Source organism: Bradyrhizobium sp. UFLA05-109 (genome assembly GCF_054185165.1).
This window is the reverse complement of sequence record NZ_JBBIAR010000050.1, coordinates 14,838-29,833: the sequence shown is the minus strand read 5'-3', so window position 1 is coordinate 29,833 and position 14,996 is coordinate 14,838. Positions and strand designations below refer to the sequence as shown.

Here is a 14,996-nt window from a genome sequence, read left to right as displayed (position 1 = left end):
TCTTAAAAACCTATCAGCTCAGTGCTTCGTCCAGGAACGCCTTGAGCTGCGCCTGGTGCTTCGACATCAAGCCCGTCGCCGTCGCGGCGGAGGCGGCGCGGCCAACATAGCGCGGACGCCGGCTTACGCCGTTCACCTGGTTGAGCACCCATTCGAGATACGGCTCGATGAAGTGCCACGCACCCATGTTGCGCGGCTCCTCCTGGCACCAGATCACTTCGGCCTTCTTGAAACGCGAGAGCTCCGCGACCAGCGCCTTCAGCGGCACCGGATAGAGCTGCTCGACGCGCATCAAATAGATGTCGTCGATGCCACGCTTCTCGCGCTCCTCGTAGAGGTCGTAATAGACCTTGCCCGAGCACAGCACGAGCCGGCGGATCTTCTCGTCGGGCACCAGCTTGGTGGCCTCGTTCGGCAGCATCTGGGCGTCATCATAGAGGATGCGGTGGAACGTCGTGCCCTTGGCGAGTTCGTCGAGCCGCGACACCGCACGCTTGTGCCGCAGCAGCGACTTCGGCGTCATCAGGATCAGGGGCTTGCGGATCTCGCGATGCAGCTGGCGGCGCAGCACGTGGAAGTAGTTCGCCGGCGTGGTCGGATAGACCACCTGCATGTTGTCTTCAGCGCACATCTGCAGGTAGCGCTCGAGGCGCGCCGAGGAGTGCTCCGGCCCCTGCCCCTCATAGCCATGCGGCAGGAGGCAGACGAGACCCGACATGCGCAGCCATTTGCGCTCGCCCGAGGAGATGAACTGGTCGAACAGCACCTGCGCGCCGTTGGCGAAGTCGCCGAACTGCGCCTCCCACAGCGCCAGCGCATTCGGCTCGGCCAGCGAGTAGCCGTATTCGAAGCCGAGCACGGCCTCTTCCGAGAGCAGCGAGTTGATGACCTCGTAATGTCCCTGCTCAACGCCGAGATGGTTGAACGGCGTGTAGCGGCTCTCGTCCTCCTGGTCGATCAGCACCGAATGGCGCTGCGAGAAGGTGCCGCGCTCGCAGTCCTGGCCGGACAGGCGGACATGACGACCTTCCTCCAGCAGCGAGCAGAACGCCAGCGCCTCGCCGGTCGCCCAGTCAATGCCCACGCCGTTGTCGATCGCCTTGGCGCGGTTGTCGAGGAAGCGCTGGATGGTGCGGTGAACGCGGAAGCCGTCGGGCACCTTGGTGATCTTGCGGCCGACGTCCTTGAGGACGGCGATCTCGACGCCGGTGACGCCGCGGCGGGCGTCCTCTTCCTGGTCGGCGATCTTGAAGCCGGCCCATTTGCCGTCGAGCCAGTCGGCCTTGTTCGGCTTGTAGCTGGTGCCGGCCTCGAACTCGGCATCGAGCCGCGCGCGCCAGTCGGCCTTCAGCTTGTCGACCTCGCCTTCGGTGACCACGCCCTCGGCGATCAGGCGCTTGGCGTAGAGCGTCAGCGTCGACGGATGTGCCGCGATGCGCTTGTACATCACCGGTTGGGTGAATGCCGGCTCGTCGCCCTCATTGTGGCCGTAGCGGCGATAGCACCACATGTCGATGACCACCGGCTTGTGGAACTTCTGCCGGAACTCGATCGCGACCTTGGCGGCGAATACCACGGCCTCCGGATCGTCGCCGTTGACGTGGAAGATCGGCGCATCGATCATCTTCGCCACATCAGACGGATAGGGCGAGGAGCGCGAGTAGCGCGGATAGGTGGTGAAGCCGATCTGGTTGTTGACGATGAAATGCAGCGAGCCACCGGTGCGGTAGCCCTTCAGGTCCGAGAGGCTGAAGCATTCCGCGACCACGCCCTGGCCGGCGAACGCCGCGTCGCCATGCATCAGGAGCGGTAGCACCGAGATGCGCATGTCCGGTGGGTCGCCATGCTGATCCTGCTTGGCGCGGACCTTGCCGAGCACCACTGGATCAACGATCTCCAGATGCGAGGGGTTCGCGGTCAGCGACAGGTGGATGCGGTTACTGTCGAACTCGCGATCCGAGGAGGCGCCGAGGTGATATTTGACGTCGCCCGAGCCTTCGACCGCGTCGGGGTTGGCCGAGCCACCCTTGAATTCATGGAACAGCGCGCGGTGCGCCTTGCCCATCACCTGGGTCAGCACGTTGAGGCGGCCGCGATGCGGCATGCCCACCACGATTTCCTTCACGCCGAGATTGCCGCCGCGCTTGATGATTTGCTCGAGCGCGGGGATCAACGCCTCGCCGCCGTCGAGGCCGAAACGCTTGGTGCCGGTGAACTTGGTGTCGCAGAACTTCTCGAAGCCTTCCGCTTCGACCAGCTTCGTCAGGATGGCGCGGCGGCCTTCAGGGGTGAAGGAGATCTCCTTGTCCGGACCTTCGATGCGCTCCTGGATCCAGGCCTTCTGCGCCGCGTTGCTGATGTGCATGAATTCGACGCCGAGCGTCTGGCAGTAGGTGCGCTCGCAGATCGCGACGATCTCGCGCAAATTGCCGTATTCGAGACCAAGCACGTGATCGAGGAAGATCCTGCGGTCGAAGTCGGCCTCGCTGAAGCCGTAGGTGCGTGGATCGAGCTCCTCGCGGTTGCGCGGCGCCTCGATGCCGAGCGGGTCGAGCTTGGCGTGGAAATGACCGCGCATGCGGTAGGCGCGGATCAGCATCAAGGCACGCACCGAATCGCGCGTGGCCTGGAGCACGTCGGCCGAGGAGAGATCGGCTCCCTTGGCCTGCGCCTTGGCGGCGATCTTGGTGCCGACCGCCTTCTCGACCTGGGCCCAGTTGCCGTCGAGCGCCGAGGTCAGCTCGTCCTGGGGTGTCACCGGCCAGTTGTCCCGGGCCCAGGACGGCCCCTCCGCGTTCTTGCGAACGTCGGCCGGCTGATCCTTCAGGCTCTGGAAGAACTCCTGCCACTCGGCGTCGACCGAGGAGGGGTCCTTCTCATAGCGGGCGTAGATTTCGTCGATGTAGGTGGCGTTGGTGCCCTGCAAAAAGGATGAGAGGGCAAAGGCTGCGTTCGCGTCCTGGCGAGACATTCTTGACTTCCTGGCGATTTCGGTTCGCGCAAATGAAAACGGCGCCGACACCGATCCTCCGGCAGCGGATCGGCGTGTCAGGCACCGTTTACCCTATCTGTTGCGAACTTTCGCCCGGAAAAGTACCAAGAACTGAACTAGCCTTTCAACTTTTCGGCAAGGGTATGACCGAGCCGCGCCGGGGACGGAGAAACGGTGATACCGGCCGATTTCATCGCTTCCGTCTTGGAACCGGCATCGCCCTTGCCGCCCGAGATGATCGCGCCGGCATGGCCCATGCGGCGGCCGGGAGGAGCGGTAACGCCAGCAATGAAGCCGACCATCGGCTTCTTGCGACCACGCTTGGCCTCGTCCTTGAGGAACTGGGCGGCGTCCTCCTCGGCGGAACCGCCGATCTCGCCGATCATGATGATCGACTCGGTCTTGGGGTCGGCCAGCAGCATTTCCAGCACGTCGATGAATTCGGTGCCCTTGACAGGGTCGCCGCCGATGCCGACCGCGGTGGTCTGACCGAGGCCTTCCTGCGAGGTCTGGAACACGGCTTCATAGGTCAGCGTGCCGGAGCGGGAGACGATGCCGACGCTGCCGGTCTTGAAGATGTTGGCGGGCATGATGCCGATCTTGCATTCGCCGGCGGTCATGACGCCCGGGCAGTTCGGCCCGATCAGGCGCGACTTGGAGCCGGCCAGCGAGCGCTTCACGCGCACCATGTCGATGACCGGAATGCCTTCGGTGATGCAGACGATCAGCGGGATCTCGGCATCGATGGCTTCGCAGATCGCGTCCGCTGCGCCCGGCGGCGGCACGTAGATCACCGACGCATCCGCACCGGTCTTTTCACGCGCCTCGCGCACGGTGTCGAACACCGGCAGGCCCAGATGCGTCGCGCCGCCTTTGCCCGGCGAGGTGCCGCCGACCATCTTGGTGCCGTAGGCAATCGCGGCCTCGGAGTGGAAGGTGCCGTTCTTGCCGGTAAAGCCCTGGCAGATGACCTTGGTGTTCTTGTCGATCAGGATGGACATGAGGTCTGCTTTCGCGAACTAACTTTAGTGGATGCGACGATAGACGCCGGTGAGCACGTCGGCCCAGCCTTCCGCGTCCGGCGAGAACTGGATCTTCAACGAATAGGAATTGTCGTCGATGATCTCGTAGACGTGGCGCGCATTGCCGCGCAGCGAGCCGCGCACCAGCGTCAGGGTCTTGCCGACCCAACCGCCCGAGGCGGGCGAGGGCGGCGTGTAGCCGAGCGAGTCGTACCAGAACAATTTGTAGGTCCGGTCGTCGCGGTCGTAGGTGAAGATGCCGTGGGTGGCGAAGATCTCCTTGCCGTCGCGCATCTGGACAGCGTCCTGGATCAGATAGAAGCCGTTGAGATCCATGCGCGCCACGATGCGCGAGGTCGCCGGCCCACCGGCATTCCAGCGCGACGGGTAGACCATCTCCTCGCCATTCCATTCACCGGCGAACGCGGCAAGACGCGCGTGTTCCGGCAGCGGAGATGATTGGGCGAGATGGTCCTGGGGCATGGCCTAGCCTCCCTTGACGGCCTTCACGATCTTCTGCGCGGCGTCATCGAGATTGTCGGCCGGCACGACGTTCAGGCCAGATTCACGGATGATCTTCTTGCCGAGCTCGACATTGGTGCCTTCGAGGCGGACCACCAGCGGGACGCTGAGGCCGACTTCGCGCACCGCGGCGGTGACGCCTTCGGCGATCACGTCACACTTCATGATACCACCGAAGATGTTGACCAGAATGCCCTTCACGTTCGGGTCGGCGGTGATGATCTTGAAGGCGGCGGCAACCTTTTCCTTGCTCGCGCTGCCGCCGACGTCGAGGAAGTTGGCCGGCGCCATGCCGTAGAGCTTGATGATGTCCATGGTCGCCATGGCAAGGCCGGCTCCGTTGACCATGCAGCCGATATTGCCGTCGAGCGTGACGTAGTTGAGATCGTATTTCGAGGCCTCGATCTCCTTGGCGTCCTCTTCGGTCTCGTCGCGCAGCGCCACCACTTCGGGATGACGGAACAGCGCGTTGTCGTCGAACGAGACCTTGGCGTCGAGCACGCGGAGCTGGCCCTGCTTGGTTACGACCAGTGGGTTGATCTCCAGCATCGACATGTCCTTGGCGACGAACGCGGCAAAGAGCTGCGCGGTGAGCTTTTCGGCCTGCTTGGCGAGATCGCCGGACAGGTTCAGCGCCTTGGCAACGGTGCGGCCGTGATGGCCCATGATGCCGGTCGCCGGATCGACCGAGAAGGTAACGATCTTCTCAGGCGTGTTGTGCGCAACGTCCTCGATGTTGACGCCGCCTTCGGTCGACACCACGAAGGAGACGCGCGAGGTCTCGCGGTCGACCAGGATCGAAAGATAGAACTCCTTGTCGATGTCGGAGCCGTCCTCGATGTAGAGGCGGTTGACCTGCTTGCCGGCAGGTCCCGTCTGCACCGTCACGAGCGTGGCGCCGAGCATCTGCCTGGCGAATTCGGCAACTTCAGTGGCCGATTTGGCAATGCGGACGCCGCCCTTCTCGCCGGCTGAGGCTTCCTTGAACTTGCCCTTGCCGCGGCCACCGGCATGGATCTGGCTCTTCACCACCCAGACCGGGCCCGGGAGAGCCTTTGCCGCCGCTTCTGCATCAGCCGCTTTCAGGACCGGAACGCCCTTGGAGATCGGCACGCCGAACTCGTTCAAAAGCGCCTTGGCCTGGTACTCGTGGATATTCATCTGGTCGCTCCCTGAACCCGCGCGTGGTGACCTCGGGGGTTCACCTCTAATTCTCTCTGGCATACCATATACCAGAACAACTGCAACCCGAAATCTTTTGGACTCTGGACTGCCGGACCCGAAAACCCTCCCGACGGGGGCTCCGGACATGAAAGCGCCGAGGATCGGGTCCGATCCTCGGCGAGATTTCTTTCCGATCAGCGGCCCAGAAGGTCGGGCGCGATCTTCTTGCAGGCGTCGATCAGGCCGGACACCGCACCGACCGACTTGTCGAAGGCCTCGCGGTCCTTGCCGGCGAGCTCGATCTCGACGACACGCTCGACGCCCTTGGAGCCGATCACGACGGGCACGCCGACATACATGTCCTTCACGGCGTATTCGCCATTGAGGTACGCGGCGCAGGGCAGCACGCGCTTCTTGTCCTTCAGATAGCTCTCGGCCATCGCGATCGCGGACGCCGCCGGCGCATAGAAGGCCGAGCCGGTCTTCAGCAGGTTGACGATCTCGGCGCCGCCATTGCGGGTACGATCGACGATCTCGTCGAGACGCGCCTGCGAGGTCCAGCCCATCTTGACGAGGTCGGGCAGCGGAATGCCGGCGACGGTCGAATACTTCACCAGCGGCACCATGGTGTCGCCGTGGCCGCCGAGCACGAAGGCGGTGACGTCTTCGACGGAGACGTTGAACTCATCGGCCAGGAAGTAGCGGAAGCGCGCCGAATCCAGCACGCCGGCCATGCCGACGACCTTCTTGTGCGGCAGCCCCGAGGCCTTCTGGAGCGCCCAGACCATGGCGTCGAGCGGGTTGGTGATGCAGATGACGAAGGCGTCGGGGGCGTACTTCTTGATGCCGGCACCGACCTGCTCCATGACCTTGAGGTTGATGGAGAGAAGGTCGTCACGGCTCATGCCGGGCTTGCGCGGCACGCCGGCGGTGACGATGCAGACTTTTGCGTTGTCGAGCGCCTCGTAGGAGTTCGCGCCGGTGTAATGCGCGTCAAAACCGTCGACCGGCGAAGACTGCGCGATGTCGAGCGCCTTGCCCTGCGGCACGCCCTCGGCGATGTCGAACATCACCACGTCGCCGAGTTCTTTCAGGCCGATGAGATGAGCCAACGTTCCGCCGATCTGACCGGAGCCAATCAAAGCAATCTTGTCGCGCGCCATGTGAACCTGTCCTTTAGACACGTAAGGAGGGGAAAACTGAGACGGGTGGTTATCCCTTTCGCCTCCCCCGTTCAAGTCGCCGAGTGCTCAATTGTCGGGCTTGCCGAGAATTGGGGCGCGCAACGATAACGCTGTCATTCCGGGGCGCCCGCGCCATCGCGCGGGCGAACCCGGAATCTCGAAGTTGTGGCGCGCGGGATTCCGGGTTCGCGCTGACGCGCGCCCTGGAATGACGGTGTTGGAAAATAGGACTTAAGTCTCCACCAGGCCCTTGGTAGAGCCGCTGGCGGTGGAATCCTTACGGCCGTGCGGCTGCGCCAGATAGGATTCCGAGCTCATCTCGATCAGGCGCGAGGACGTGCGCTTGAACTCGTTCGCCTCGTTGCCTTCGTTGGCCAGATACAGCGACACCGGATTGGCCTTGGCCGAGGCCATCAGCTTCACGGCATTGTCATAGAGCGTGTCGATCAGCGTGATGAAGCGCTTGGCGGCGTTGCGCTCGGCGAAGTCCATCACTGGAATATGGTCGACCAGGATGGTGTGATAGTCGTGCGCGAGCCGCAGGTAGTCGGATGCGCCGAGCGGCTTCTCGCAGAGATCGGCGAACGAGAACCGGGCCACGCCGTGCGCCGAGCACGGCACGTGCAGGATGCGACCCTTGATCGAAATGTCGCGCGACTTGCATTTGGCATGGCCGGTCATCTTCGCCCAGGCGCGGTCGAGCGCGGCATCGGCGTCGGCATCGGCCGGCACGAGCCACATCTTCACGCCCTGAAGTTTTTCCAGCCGGAAGTCGGTGCGCGCATCGAGCCGCAGCACGTCCATGTGATCGTTGATCTGCGCGATGAACGGAAGGAACAGCGCGCGATTGAGCCCGCCCTTGTAGAGATCGTCGGGCGCGACGTTCGACGTCGCGACCACCACCGTGCCGAGCTCGAACAGTTTTGCGAACAGCCTGCCCAGGATCATCGCATCCGCGATGTCGGTGACGTGGAACTCGTCGAAGCAGAGCAGCCAGCTCTCCTCGAAGATCGCATGCGCAGTCAGCGCGATGACATCGCCGTCGGCGATCTCGCCGCGCGCGATGTTCTGGCGATAGCCGTAGATCCGCTCATGCACCTCGGCCATGAATTCGTGGAAATGCGCGCGGCGCTTGTGCGCGACGGAGGAGTGCTGAAAGAACAGATCCATCAGCATGGTCTTGCCGCGCCCGACCTCGCCATGGATGTAGAGCCCGCGCGGCGCATCGTCCTTCTCGCCGCCGCCGAACAGTCGGCCGAGCAGCCCCTGCTTGCGCGAGGGCTTGTAGTTTTGAAGCCGCTGATCCAGCGCCGCGTAGGCCTCCGCGACCTCGGCCTGGGCCGCATCGGGCTCGATCGCGCCGGAGGAGACCAGCGCCTGGTATTCGCTTCGGAACGATGAATTGGGGGTCGAGAGCATCGCCCCTTACCGCCAGAGACCGGCCGAAAATGCAAGCCGAGAATTGGTGCCAGGGGGTATGCGCTGGTGGGGTCACGGCGCCGTTAAGGCGCCGTATTCTGGAATGCCAGCGTCGACGAAGGCTTCCGGCGGCGTCGACCGCCTACGCGCACAGGTCGTAGGAATCCTCGACGACGTACGGTCCGCCGCCGGTGGATGCGCGTGAGGAGAACAGCACGAAACGTTCGGCCGTGAACACCTTGCTCGGAAAGTAACCGCGCAGCGAGAGATAATCGGCGACGTCCTGGTCCGAGGCGTCGTGCAGCCGCGCCAGCGTGACGTGCGGAATGAACTTGCGCCCTTCCGGATCGAGGCCGATGCGCTGCATCATCCGCTCGAGCTCGGCCTGCAATTCCATCAGCGGCTTGCTCGGCGCGATGGTTGCGACCACCGCGCGCGGCTTGCGGCCGCCGAAGCTCGTGAGCCCCTGCACCTTCACCTCGAACGGCTTGCGGTCGACGCGAAACAGCAGCGAGGCGATCTCGTTGGCGGAGGGGCCGTCGATATCGCCGATGAAGCGCAGCGTGACGTGATAATTTTCGGGATCGATCCAGCGGGCGCCGGGAAGGCCGCCCCGCAAGTTGGAAAGTGTCTGACCGACCTCGGCCGGAATTTCCAGACCAGTAAACAAGCGTGGCATCGTTGAGCACTCCCGATGCTTGGACATGCGCCTTGAAAAAGGCCCATGTCCAAATTAGAGCCGGTGACGAATCACCGGTAACCTGATTCCTATCGCAGTTATGTGACTCTGCGAAGCGTAGCGCTGGCTACTCCGGGAAAACCCTGGGAATTAGGGTTAGTATTGCCTGCTTTTCAACGCCGTTGCCCGCCTATCGTGCCAAGGAATGCCTCGACGGTGGGCATCATGTTCTTGACGATGATGTCGACACCCGCAGCGGTGGGATGAATGCCGTCGGCCTGGTTGAGCTTGGCGTCGGCCGCGACACCGTCGAGGAAGAACGGATACAGCGGCACGTCGAATTTTTTCGCCAGATCCGGATAAATCGAATTGAAGCGCGCGGCATAGTCGGCCCCGTAATTCGGCGGCGCCAGCATGCCGCACAGCATCACGGCGACGCCGCGCGCCTTCAGCCGCGCCACGATGTCGCTGAGCGCGGCGCGCGTGACGTCGGGGTCGAGCCCGCGCAGCGCATCGTTGGCCCCGAGCTCGACGATGACCCCCTCGGTTCCCTCCGGCACCGACCAGTCGAGCCGGTCGCGGCCGCCGGACGAGGTGTCGCCGGACACCCCGGCATTGATCATGTCGACGGCTATACCTTTGTCCTTCAAGGCTTTTTGGAGCCTCATGGGAAATGCGTCCTGACCTTGAAGGCCGAGGCCGGCGCTCAGGGAATCGCCGAGCACGACGAGCTTGACCGGCGATTTGGTCTGCGCGCTGGCGCCGGCAATCCCCGTCATCAAAGCGACCATCAACACGGCTATGTGCATGAACAATCCGTAACGCCTCTCGACCGCGTGCGCGGACTTGCCATATGACCGGACCATGGACAGTCGCATCGAATCCTCTTCGCTGGCCGGCACGTCGCCGGACACCATCTCCATCACCAACGTCAATCTCTCACTGGGCACGGGCGCGGCACGCGTTCACATTCTCAAGGATATCAGCCTTCGGGTCGGCCGTAGTGAAGCGATCGGCCTGATCGGCCCGTCAGGTTCGGGCAAATCCACGCTGCTGATGGTGATGGCGGGGTTGGAGCGTCCTGATAGCGGAGAGGTGGTGGTCAGCGGCACGCCTTTCAATGCCCTCGACGAGGACGCGCTCGCCCGCTTCCGCGGCCGCGAGGTCGGCATCGTCTTCCAATCCTTTCATCTGATCCCGACCATGACGGCGCTTGAGAATGTCGCGGTGCCGCTCGAGCTCGCCGGCAATCCGGATGCGGCCAAGCGCGCCGCGCAGGAGCTGCAATCGGTCGGGCTCGGCGATCGCCTGCATCACTATCCCTCGCAACTCTCGGGCGGCGAGCAGCAGCGTGTCGCGCTCGCCCGCGCGCTGGCGCCGGACCCCGCGATCCTGGTCGCCGACGAGCCCACCGGCAATCTCGACGAAGCGACGGGAAAGCAGATCGTCGATCTCATCTTCGGCAAGCATGCCGAACGCGGCATGACGCTGGTGCTGGTGACCCATGATTCCTCGCTCGCACATCGCTGCGACCGCGTGATCCGCCTGCGCTCCGGGCGCATCGATACGCAGTATTCCCAGCCATGAGCATCGCCGCTGAACCGTTCGCGCCAAAACCGGTCGCGCCAAAACCGTTCGCGCGAAGTGGCGCGGCCGCGCTGTCGCTGCGCTATGCGCTGCGCGAACTGCGCGGAGGCCTGCGCGGCTTTTACGTCTTCATCGCCTGCATCGCGCTCGGCGTCATGGCGATTGCCGGTGTCGGCTCGGTCGCGGCGAGTCTCAGCGAGGGCCTCGCGCGCGAGGGCCGCACGCTGCTCGGCGGCGACGTCTCGTTCGTGCTGTTCCAGCGCGAGGCAAAGCCCGAGGAGATCGCTTTCCTGCGTTCGCGCGGCACGGTGTCGGTGGCCGCGACCTTGCGTGGCATGGCGCGCGCGGCCGACGGCAAGCTCGCGCTGGTCGAGATGAAGGCGGTCGACGACAATTATCCGATGCTCGGCCAGTTGACGCTGACGCCGCCTCTGCCGCTGTCCGATCTTCTAGTGGAGCGCGATGGCGCGTTCGGTGCCGCCGCAGATCCGACGCTGCTGGCGCGGCTTTCCCTCAAGAACGGCGACCGCGTCACCATCGGCAACGCGACCTTCCAGATCCGCAGCGCGGTCGAGGCCGAGCCCGACAAGCTCGCCGGCGGCATCGGCTTTGGCCCGCGCTTCCTGATCAGCGAGGAAGCCTTGCGCGCCACCGGCCTGATCCAGCCGGGCAGCCTGGTGCGCTGGGTCTATCGCGTCAAACTGCCTGACAGCGCCAACAGCGAGCGCGCGACCGAGGCCTTCATCAGCGACGCCCGCAACGCGGCGCCGCAGGCCGGCTGGGAGATCCGCAGCCGCTCCAATGCATCGCCGCAGCTCGAGCGCAATATCAGCCGCTTCACCCAGTTCCTGACGCTGGTCGGCCTCGCCGCACTTTTGGTCGGAGGTGTCGGCGTCGCCAATGCCGTGAAGAGCCATATCGACCGCCGGCTCGAGGTCATCGCAGCGTTCAAGGCCGTCGGCGCCACCGGACGCGACGTGTTCGGGATTTATTTCGCGCAGGTCATCCTGCTCGCCGGGATCGGCTCGGTGATCGGGCTCGCCCTCGGCGCAGCGCTCCCCTTCGCCATCGTCGGCCTGTTCGGAAAGCTGTTGCCGCTGCCGGTGATTCCGGCCGTGCATGCCGACGAGCTGGCGCTCTCCCTCGTCTATGGCTTGCTCACCGCGCTCGCCTTCGGCCTGTGGCCGCTCGGGCGCGTCCATGACGTACCAGTGGCCGCGCTGTTTCGCGACACGATCAGCGCCGAATGGCACCGGCCGCGCTGGCGCTATCTCGCCTTCATGGTCGTGGTGGTCGCACTTCTCGTCGCGGTCGTGATCGGGCTGTCCTTCGACAAGCGCATCGCCACGGTATTCGTGCTCTCGTCCGTCGTGGTGTTTGCGGTGCTGCGCGGCATTGCCGGTCTCCTGATGACGATCGCGCGGCGATTGCCGCGCACGCGGCTGCCGATGCTGCGGCTTGCGATCGCCAACATCCACCGTCCGGGCGCGCTGACGCCGTCCGTGGTGCTGTCGCTGGGGCTGGGGCTCGCCGTGCTGGTCACCATCACCCAGATCGACGGCAATCTGCGCCGGCAGTTTCTCGCGGCGCTGCCGGACCGGGCGCCATCCTTCTACTTCATCGACATCCCGAGCGCTCAAGCCGAGCAGTTCGACGGCTATCTGCGCCAGATCGCACCGGGGGCAAGAGTTGAGGACGTGCCGATGCTGCGCGGTCGCATCGTCGCCGCGCGCGGCGTCAAGGCCGAGGAGCTGAAGCCCGCGACCGATGCCGAATGGGTGCTGCAAAGCGACCGCGGCCTGACCTACACCAGCGAGCTGCCGAAGGGCTCCAAGGTGGTCGAGGGCGAATGGTGGAACGCCGACTATTCCGGCCCCCCGCTGGTCTCGATGGAGAAGAAAATCGCCGACGGGCTCGGGCTCAAGCTCGGCGACGAGGTCGTCGTCAACGTGCTCGGCCGCGACATTCCCGCAAAAATCTCCAACCTGCGCAACATCGATTGGCAGGGGCTCGGCATCAATTTCGTTCTGGTGTTCTCGCCCAATGCCTTCAAGGGCGCGCCGCATACCCACATCGCGACGCTGACCGAACAGGGCGGCGATGCGGCCGGCGACGGCAGGATCATCAAGCAGGTCGCCGACGCCTATCCGATGGTGACGAGCGTGCGGGTCCGCGAGGTCATGGAGACGATCGGTTCGGTCGTCACCAATCTCACGCTCGCGATCCGCGGCGCCAGCGCGGTGACGTTGATTTCCGCCATTCTCGTGCTGGGTGGCGCGCTCGCCGCCGGGCATCGCCACCGGGTTTATGACGCCGTCATCCTGAAGACGCTGGGTGCAACGCGACTGCGGCTGCTCGGCGCCTATGCGCTCGAATATCTCCTGATCGGGCTTGCCACCGCAGTGTTCGGCGTCATCGCCGGCAGCATCGCGGCCTGGATGATCGTGACCCGGCTGATGACGCTGAGCTTCGTCTGGCAGGCCGGCAGCGCGGCCGGCGTGGTCGCCTCCGCGCTCGTCGTCACGGTAGGGCTCGGGCTTGCCGGCACGCTGCTGGCGTTGAACCAAAAGCCCGCCACGGTGTTGCGGAATTTGTGACAAATTGAAGCGGGCGGCGGCGCGGTACCCCAATCCCCGGATTTTCAGGGTTAACCACGTCCACACGTCAGACTTGCGCCTCAGACCTGCGCCCATGGCGACATTCAGCCGCGCGTGAACGCTTGCAGCGAATGTGCTAGTTTCCCACATATCGAGTGGGTCCGGATCCCCGATTGTTAGCCAAAATTAATGTCGGCAGGCATCGGTATCCGGGATAGAATTTTGACGACCCGGCGGCATCAACCCTTGTGCCGGCCGGCCAACCAACGGGAATTCGACCATGTCGGACCTAGACCGCAACTATGCTTCTCCTTTCGGCAGGGCCGCCGGGCGTGTCGACGCCGCGACAGTCGATGCCGGCCTGCGCGCATACATGCTGCGCATCTACAATTACATGAGCATCGGCCTGGCCATCACCGGCCTTGCCGCACTCGGTGTCTACATGGCGGCCGTGACCAATGACCCGTCGGGCGCCGCCGCCAAGATCGGCAATGCGTTCCTGACGCCGTTCGGCTACGCGATGTTCGTGAGCCCGCTGAAATGGCTGTTCATCCTGGCACCGCTTGCCATGGTGTTCGTGATCTCGGCCGGCATCAACCGCCTGGCCCCCTCGACCGCCCAGATCCTGTTCTGGGTGTTCTCGGCGCTGATGGGCATCTCGTTGTCCTCGATCTTCCTGGTGTTCACGCACACCTCGATCGTACGGGTGTTCTTCATCACCGCCGCCACCTTCGGCGCGCTGAGCCTCTACGGCTACACCACCAAGCGTGACATGACCGGGATGGGATCGTTCCTGTTCATGGGCCTGATCGGCATCATCATCGCAAGCCTCGTCAACCTGTTCCTGGCGAGCTCGGCGCTGCAGTTCATCGTGTCGGTGGCCGGCGTGCTGGTGTTCGCGGGCCTCACCGCCTGGGACACCCAGAGGCTGAAGAACGACTACATCTACGGCTACGCCTCGGCCGGCGGTGACATTGCCGAACGCGCGGCGATTACCGGTGCGCTGTCGCTGTATTTGAACTTCATCAACCTGTTCACGCTGCTGCTGCAGCTCCTCGGCCAGCGCGACTAGGCGATCAGCCTGAGGGAACGACAAGAGCCCCGGCCGCAAGGCCGGGTTTTTTGTTTGGCAGTCTCTCCGTCATGCCCGGGCTTGTCCCGGGCATCCACGAGCTTTCCGACCGCGAGCAAGAAAGGCCGTGGATGGCCGGGACAAGCCCGGCCATGACGTATGCGGAAACACTCGTTGCCCGTAGCGGGGCCGCTGCTATCCTCGCCTCCCATGTCTGCACTTGAAATCAGGCCCACAACCGAGGCCGACCTTCCCGCCATCACCGCCATTTACGAGCACGCCGTCCGCAAGGGCACGGCGACCTTCGAGCTCGAACCGCCCGACCTTGCCGAGATGACGCGCCGCTACAAGGCGCTGACGGACGGCGGCTACCCCTATTTCGTCGCCATGCTCGATGGCCGCATCGCCGGCTACGCCTATGCCAGCGCCTACCGGCCGCGGCCCGCCTATCGCTTCACGGTCGAGAACTCGATCTATCTCGAGCCCTCGTTCCATCGCCGCGGCATCGGCTCGGCGCTGTTGCATCGGCTGATCGTCGAATGCGAGGCGCGCGGCTTCCGCCAGATGATCGCCGTGATCGGCGATTCCGCCAATGCCGGCTCGATCGGCGTGCACACCCGCGCCGGCTTCAAGATGATCGGCACGCATCCCAGTGTCGGCCTGAAGTTCGGCCGCTGGCTGGATACGGTGATGATGCAGCGCGACCTCGGCGAGGGCGCAACGAGCGTGCCGACGAAGTAGGGAACTCTCGTAGGGTG

At 64.4% G+C, this 14,996-nt stretch carries 12 protein-coding genes; 4 read left to right on the top strand and 8 right to left on the bottom strand.

Annotation, left to right across the window (positions count from 1 at the left end; all coding sequences use genetic code 11):
• Positions 1-13: 13 nt before the first annotated feature.
• From Q3C01_RS30615 to Q3C01_RS30580, 8 genes are all read right to left on the bottom strand, one after another.
• Positions 14-2,971, bottom strand: coding sequence for a 2-oxoglutarate dehydrogenase E1 component (locus tag Q3C01_RS30615; RefSeq protein ID WP_458149016.1), 2,958 nt, complete (start codon positions 2,969-2,971; stop codon positions 14-16).
• Between the two features lie 137 nt (positions 2,972-3,108).
• Positions 3,109-3,993: a succinate--CoA ligase subunit alpha gene (sucD, locus tag Q3C01_RS30610; RefSeq protein ID WP_092289970.1), complete on the bottom strand. Its 885-nt coding sequence runs from the start codon at positions 3,991-3,993 to the stop codon at positions 3,109-3,111.
• 24 nt (positions 3,994-4,017) lie between these two features.
• Positions 4,018-4,497: a DUF1579 family protein gene (locus tag Q3C01_RS30605; RefSeq protein ID WP_458149015.1), complete on the bottom strand. Its 480-nt coding sequence runs from the start codon at positions 4,495-4,497 to the stop codon at positions 4,018-4,020.
• A 3-nt stretch (positions 4,498-4,500) separates the two neighbouring features.
• Positions 4,501-5,697: an ADP-forming succinate--CoA ligase subunit beta gene (gene sucC / locus Q3C01_RS30600; protein WP_458149014.1), complete on the bottom strand. Its 1,197-nt coding sequence runs from the start codon at positions 5,695-5,697 to the stop codon at positions 4,501-4,503.
• A 197-nt stretch (positions 5,698-5,894) separates the two neighbouring features.
• Positions 5,895-6,863: a malate dehydrogenase gene (gene mdh / locus Q3C01_RS30595; protein WP_458149013.1), complete on the bottom strand. Its 969-nt coding sequence runs from the start codon at positions 6,861-6,863 to the stop codon at positions 5,895-5,897.
• Positions 6,864-7,115: 252 nt separating this feature from the next.
• The gene (gene zapE, locus Q3C01_RS30590; RefSeq protein WP_458149012.1) at positions 7,116-8,303 is read right to left on the bottom strand and encodes a cell division protein ZapE; all 1,188 of its coding nucleotides are present in this window, start codon (positions 8,301-8,303) and stop codon (positions 7,116-7,118) included.
• A 142-nt stretch (positions 8,304-8,445) separates the two neighbouring features.
• Positions 8,446-8,982 carry an RNA 2',3'-cyclic phosphodiesterase gene (gene thpR, locus Q3C01_RS30585; protein ID WP_458149011.1) on the bottom strand — a complete coding sequence of 179 codons (537 nt, stop codon included), beginning with the start codon at positions 8,980-8,982 and terminating at the stop codon, positions 8,446-8,448.
• Positions 8,983-9,155: 173 nt separating this feature from the next.
• Positions 9,156-9,791, bottom strand: a complete 636-nt coding sequence (locus Q3C01_RS30580; RefSeq protein WP_458149060.1) for an arylesterase — start codon at positions 9,789-9,791, stop codon at positions 9,156-9,158.
• Positions 9,792-9,846: 55 nt separating this feature from the next.
• On the opposite strand from Q3C01_RS30580, the gene Q3C01_RS30575 reads away from it, so the two are divergent.
• The 4 genes from Q3C01_RS30575 to Q3C01_RS30560 all read left to right on the top strand — a co-directional run bounded on the left by Q3C01_RS30575 (position 9,847) and on the right by Q3C01_RS30560 (position 14,979).
• On the top strand, positions 9,847-10,569 hold the full coding sequence (locus Q3C01_RS30575; RefSeq protein ID WP_458149010.1) for an ABC transporter ATP-binding protein: 723 nt from the start codon (positions 9,847-9,849) through the stop codon (positions 10,567-10,569).
• Complete coding sequence (locus tag Q3C01_RS30570; RefSeq protein WP_458149009.1) at positions 10,566-13,166, top strand: ABC transporter permease; 2,601 nt, start codon at positions 10,566-10,568, stop codon at positions 13,164-13,166. Before Q3C01_RS30575 ends, Q3C01_RS30570 begins: the two co-directional genes overlap by 4 nt.
• Positions 13,167-13,446: 280 nt before the next feature.
• Positions 13,447-14,238, top strand: coding sequence for a Bax inhibitor-1/YccA family protein (locus Q3C01_RS30565; RefSeq protein ID WP_458149008.1), 792 nt, complete (start codon positions 13,447-13,449; stop codon positions 14,236-14,238).
• A 210-nt stretch (positions 14,239-14,448) separates the two neighbouring features.
• On the top strand, positions 14,449-14,979 hold the full coding sequence (locus Q3C01_RS30560) for a GNAT family N-acetyltransferase (RefSeq protein WP_458149007.1): 531 nt from the start codon (positions 14,449-14,451) through the stop codon (positions 14,977-14,979).
• The last annotated feature ends 17 nt before the right edge of the window (positions 14,980-14,996 follow it).

What these genes read in the sequence shown, in the direction of transcription:
- Q3C01_RS30615 (WP_458149016.1), bottom strand. Translation starts at nt 2,971, where the DNA reads ATGTCTCGCCAGGACGCGAACGCAGCCTTTGCCCTCTCATCCTTTTTG.
- sucD (WP_092289970.1), bottom strand. Translation starts at nt 3,993, where the DNA reads ATGTCCATCCTGATCGACAAGAACACCAAGGTCATCTGCCAGGGCTTT.
- Q3C01_RS30605 (WP_458149015.1), bottom strand. Translation starts at nt 4,497, where the DNA reads ATGCCCCAGGACCATCTCGCCCAATCATCTCCGCTGCCGGAACACGCG.
- sucC (WP_458149014.1), bottom strand. Translation starts at nt 5,697, where the DNA reads ATGAATATCCACGAGTACCAGGCCAAGGCGCTTTTGAACGAGTTCGGC.
- mdh (WP_458149013.1), bottom strand. Translation starts at nt 6,863, where the DNA reads ATGGCGCGCGACAAGATTGCTTTGATTGGCTCCGGTCAGATCGGCGGA.
- zapE (WP_458149012.1), bottom strand. Translation starts at nt 8,303, where the DNA reads ATGCTCTCGACCCCCAATTCATCGTTCCGAAGCGAATACCAGGCGCTG.
- thpR (WP_458149011.1), bottom strand. Translation starts at nt 8,982, where the DNA reads ATGCCACGCTTGTTTACTGGTCTGGAAATTCCGGCCGAGGTCGGTCAG.
- Q3C01_RS30580 (WP_458149060.1), bottom strand. Translation starts at nt 9,791, where the DNA reads ATGCACATAGCCGTGTTGATGGTCGCTTTGATGACGGGGATTGCCGGC.
- Q3C01_RS30575 (WP_458149010.1), top strand. Translation starts at nt 9,847, where the DNA reads ATGGACAGTCGCATCGAATCCTCTTCGCTGGCCGGCACGTCGCCGGAC.
- Q3C01_RS30570 (WP_458149009.1), top strand. Translation starts at nt 10,566, where the DNA reads ATGAGCATCGCCGCTGAACCGTTCGCGCCAAAACCGGTCGCGCCAAAA.
- Q3C01_RS30565 (WP_458149008.1), top strand. Translation starts at nt 13,447, where the DNA reads ATGTCGGACCTAGACCGCAACTATGCTTCTCCTTTCGGCAGGGCCGCC.
- Q3C01_RS30560 (WP_458149007.1), top strand. Translation starts at nt 14,449, where the DNA reads ATGTCTGCACTTGAAATCAGGCCCACAACCGAGGCCGACCTTCCCGCC.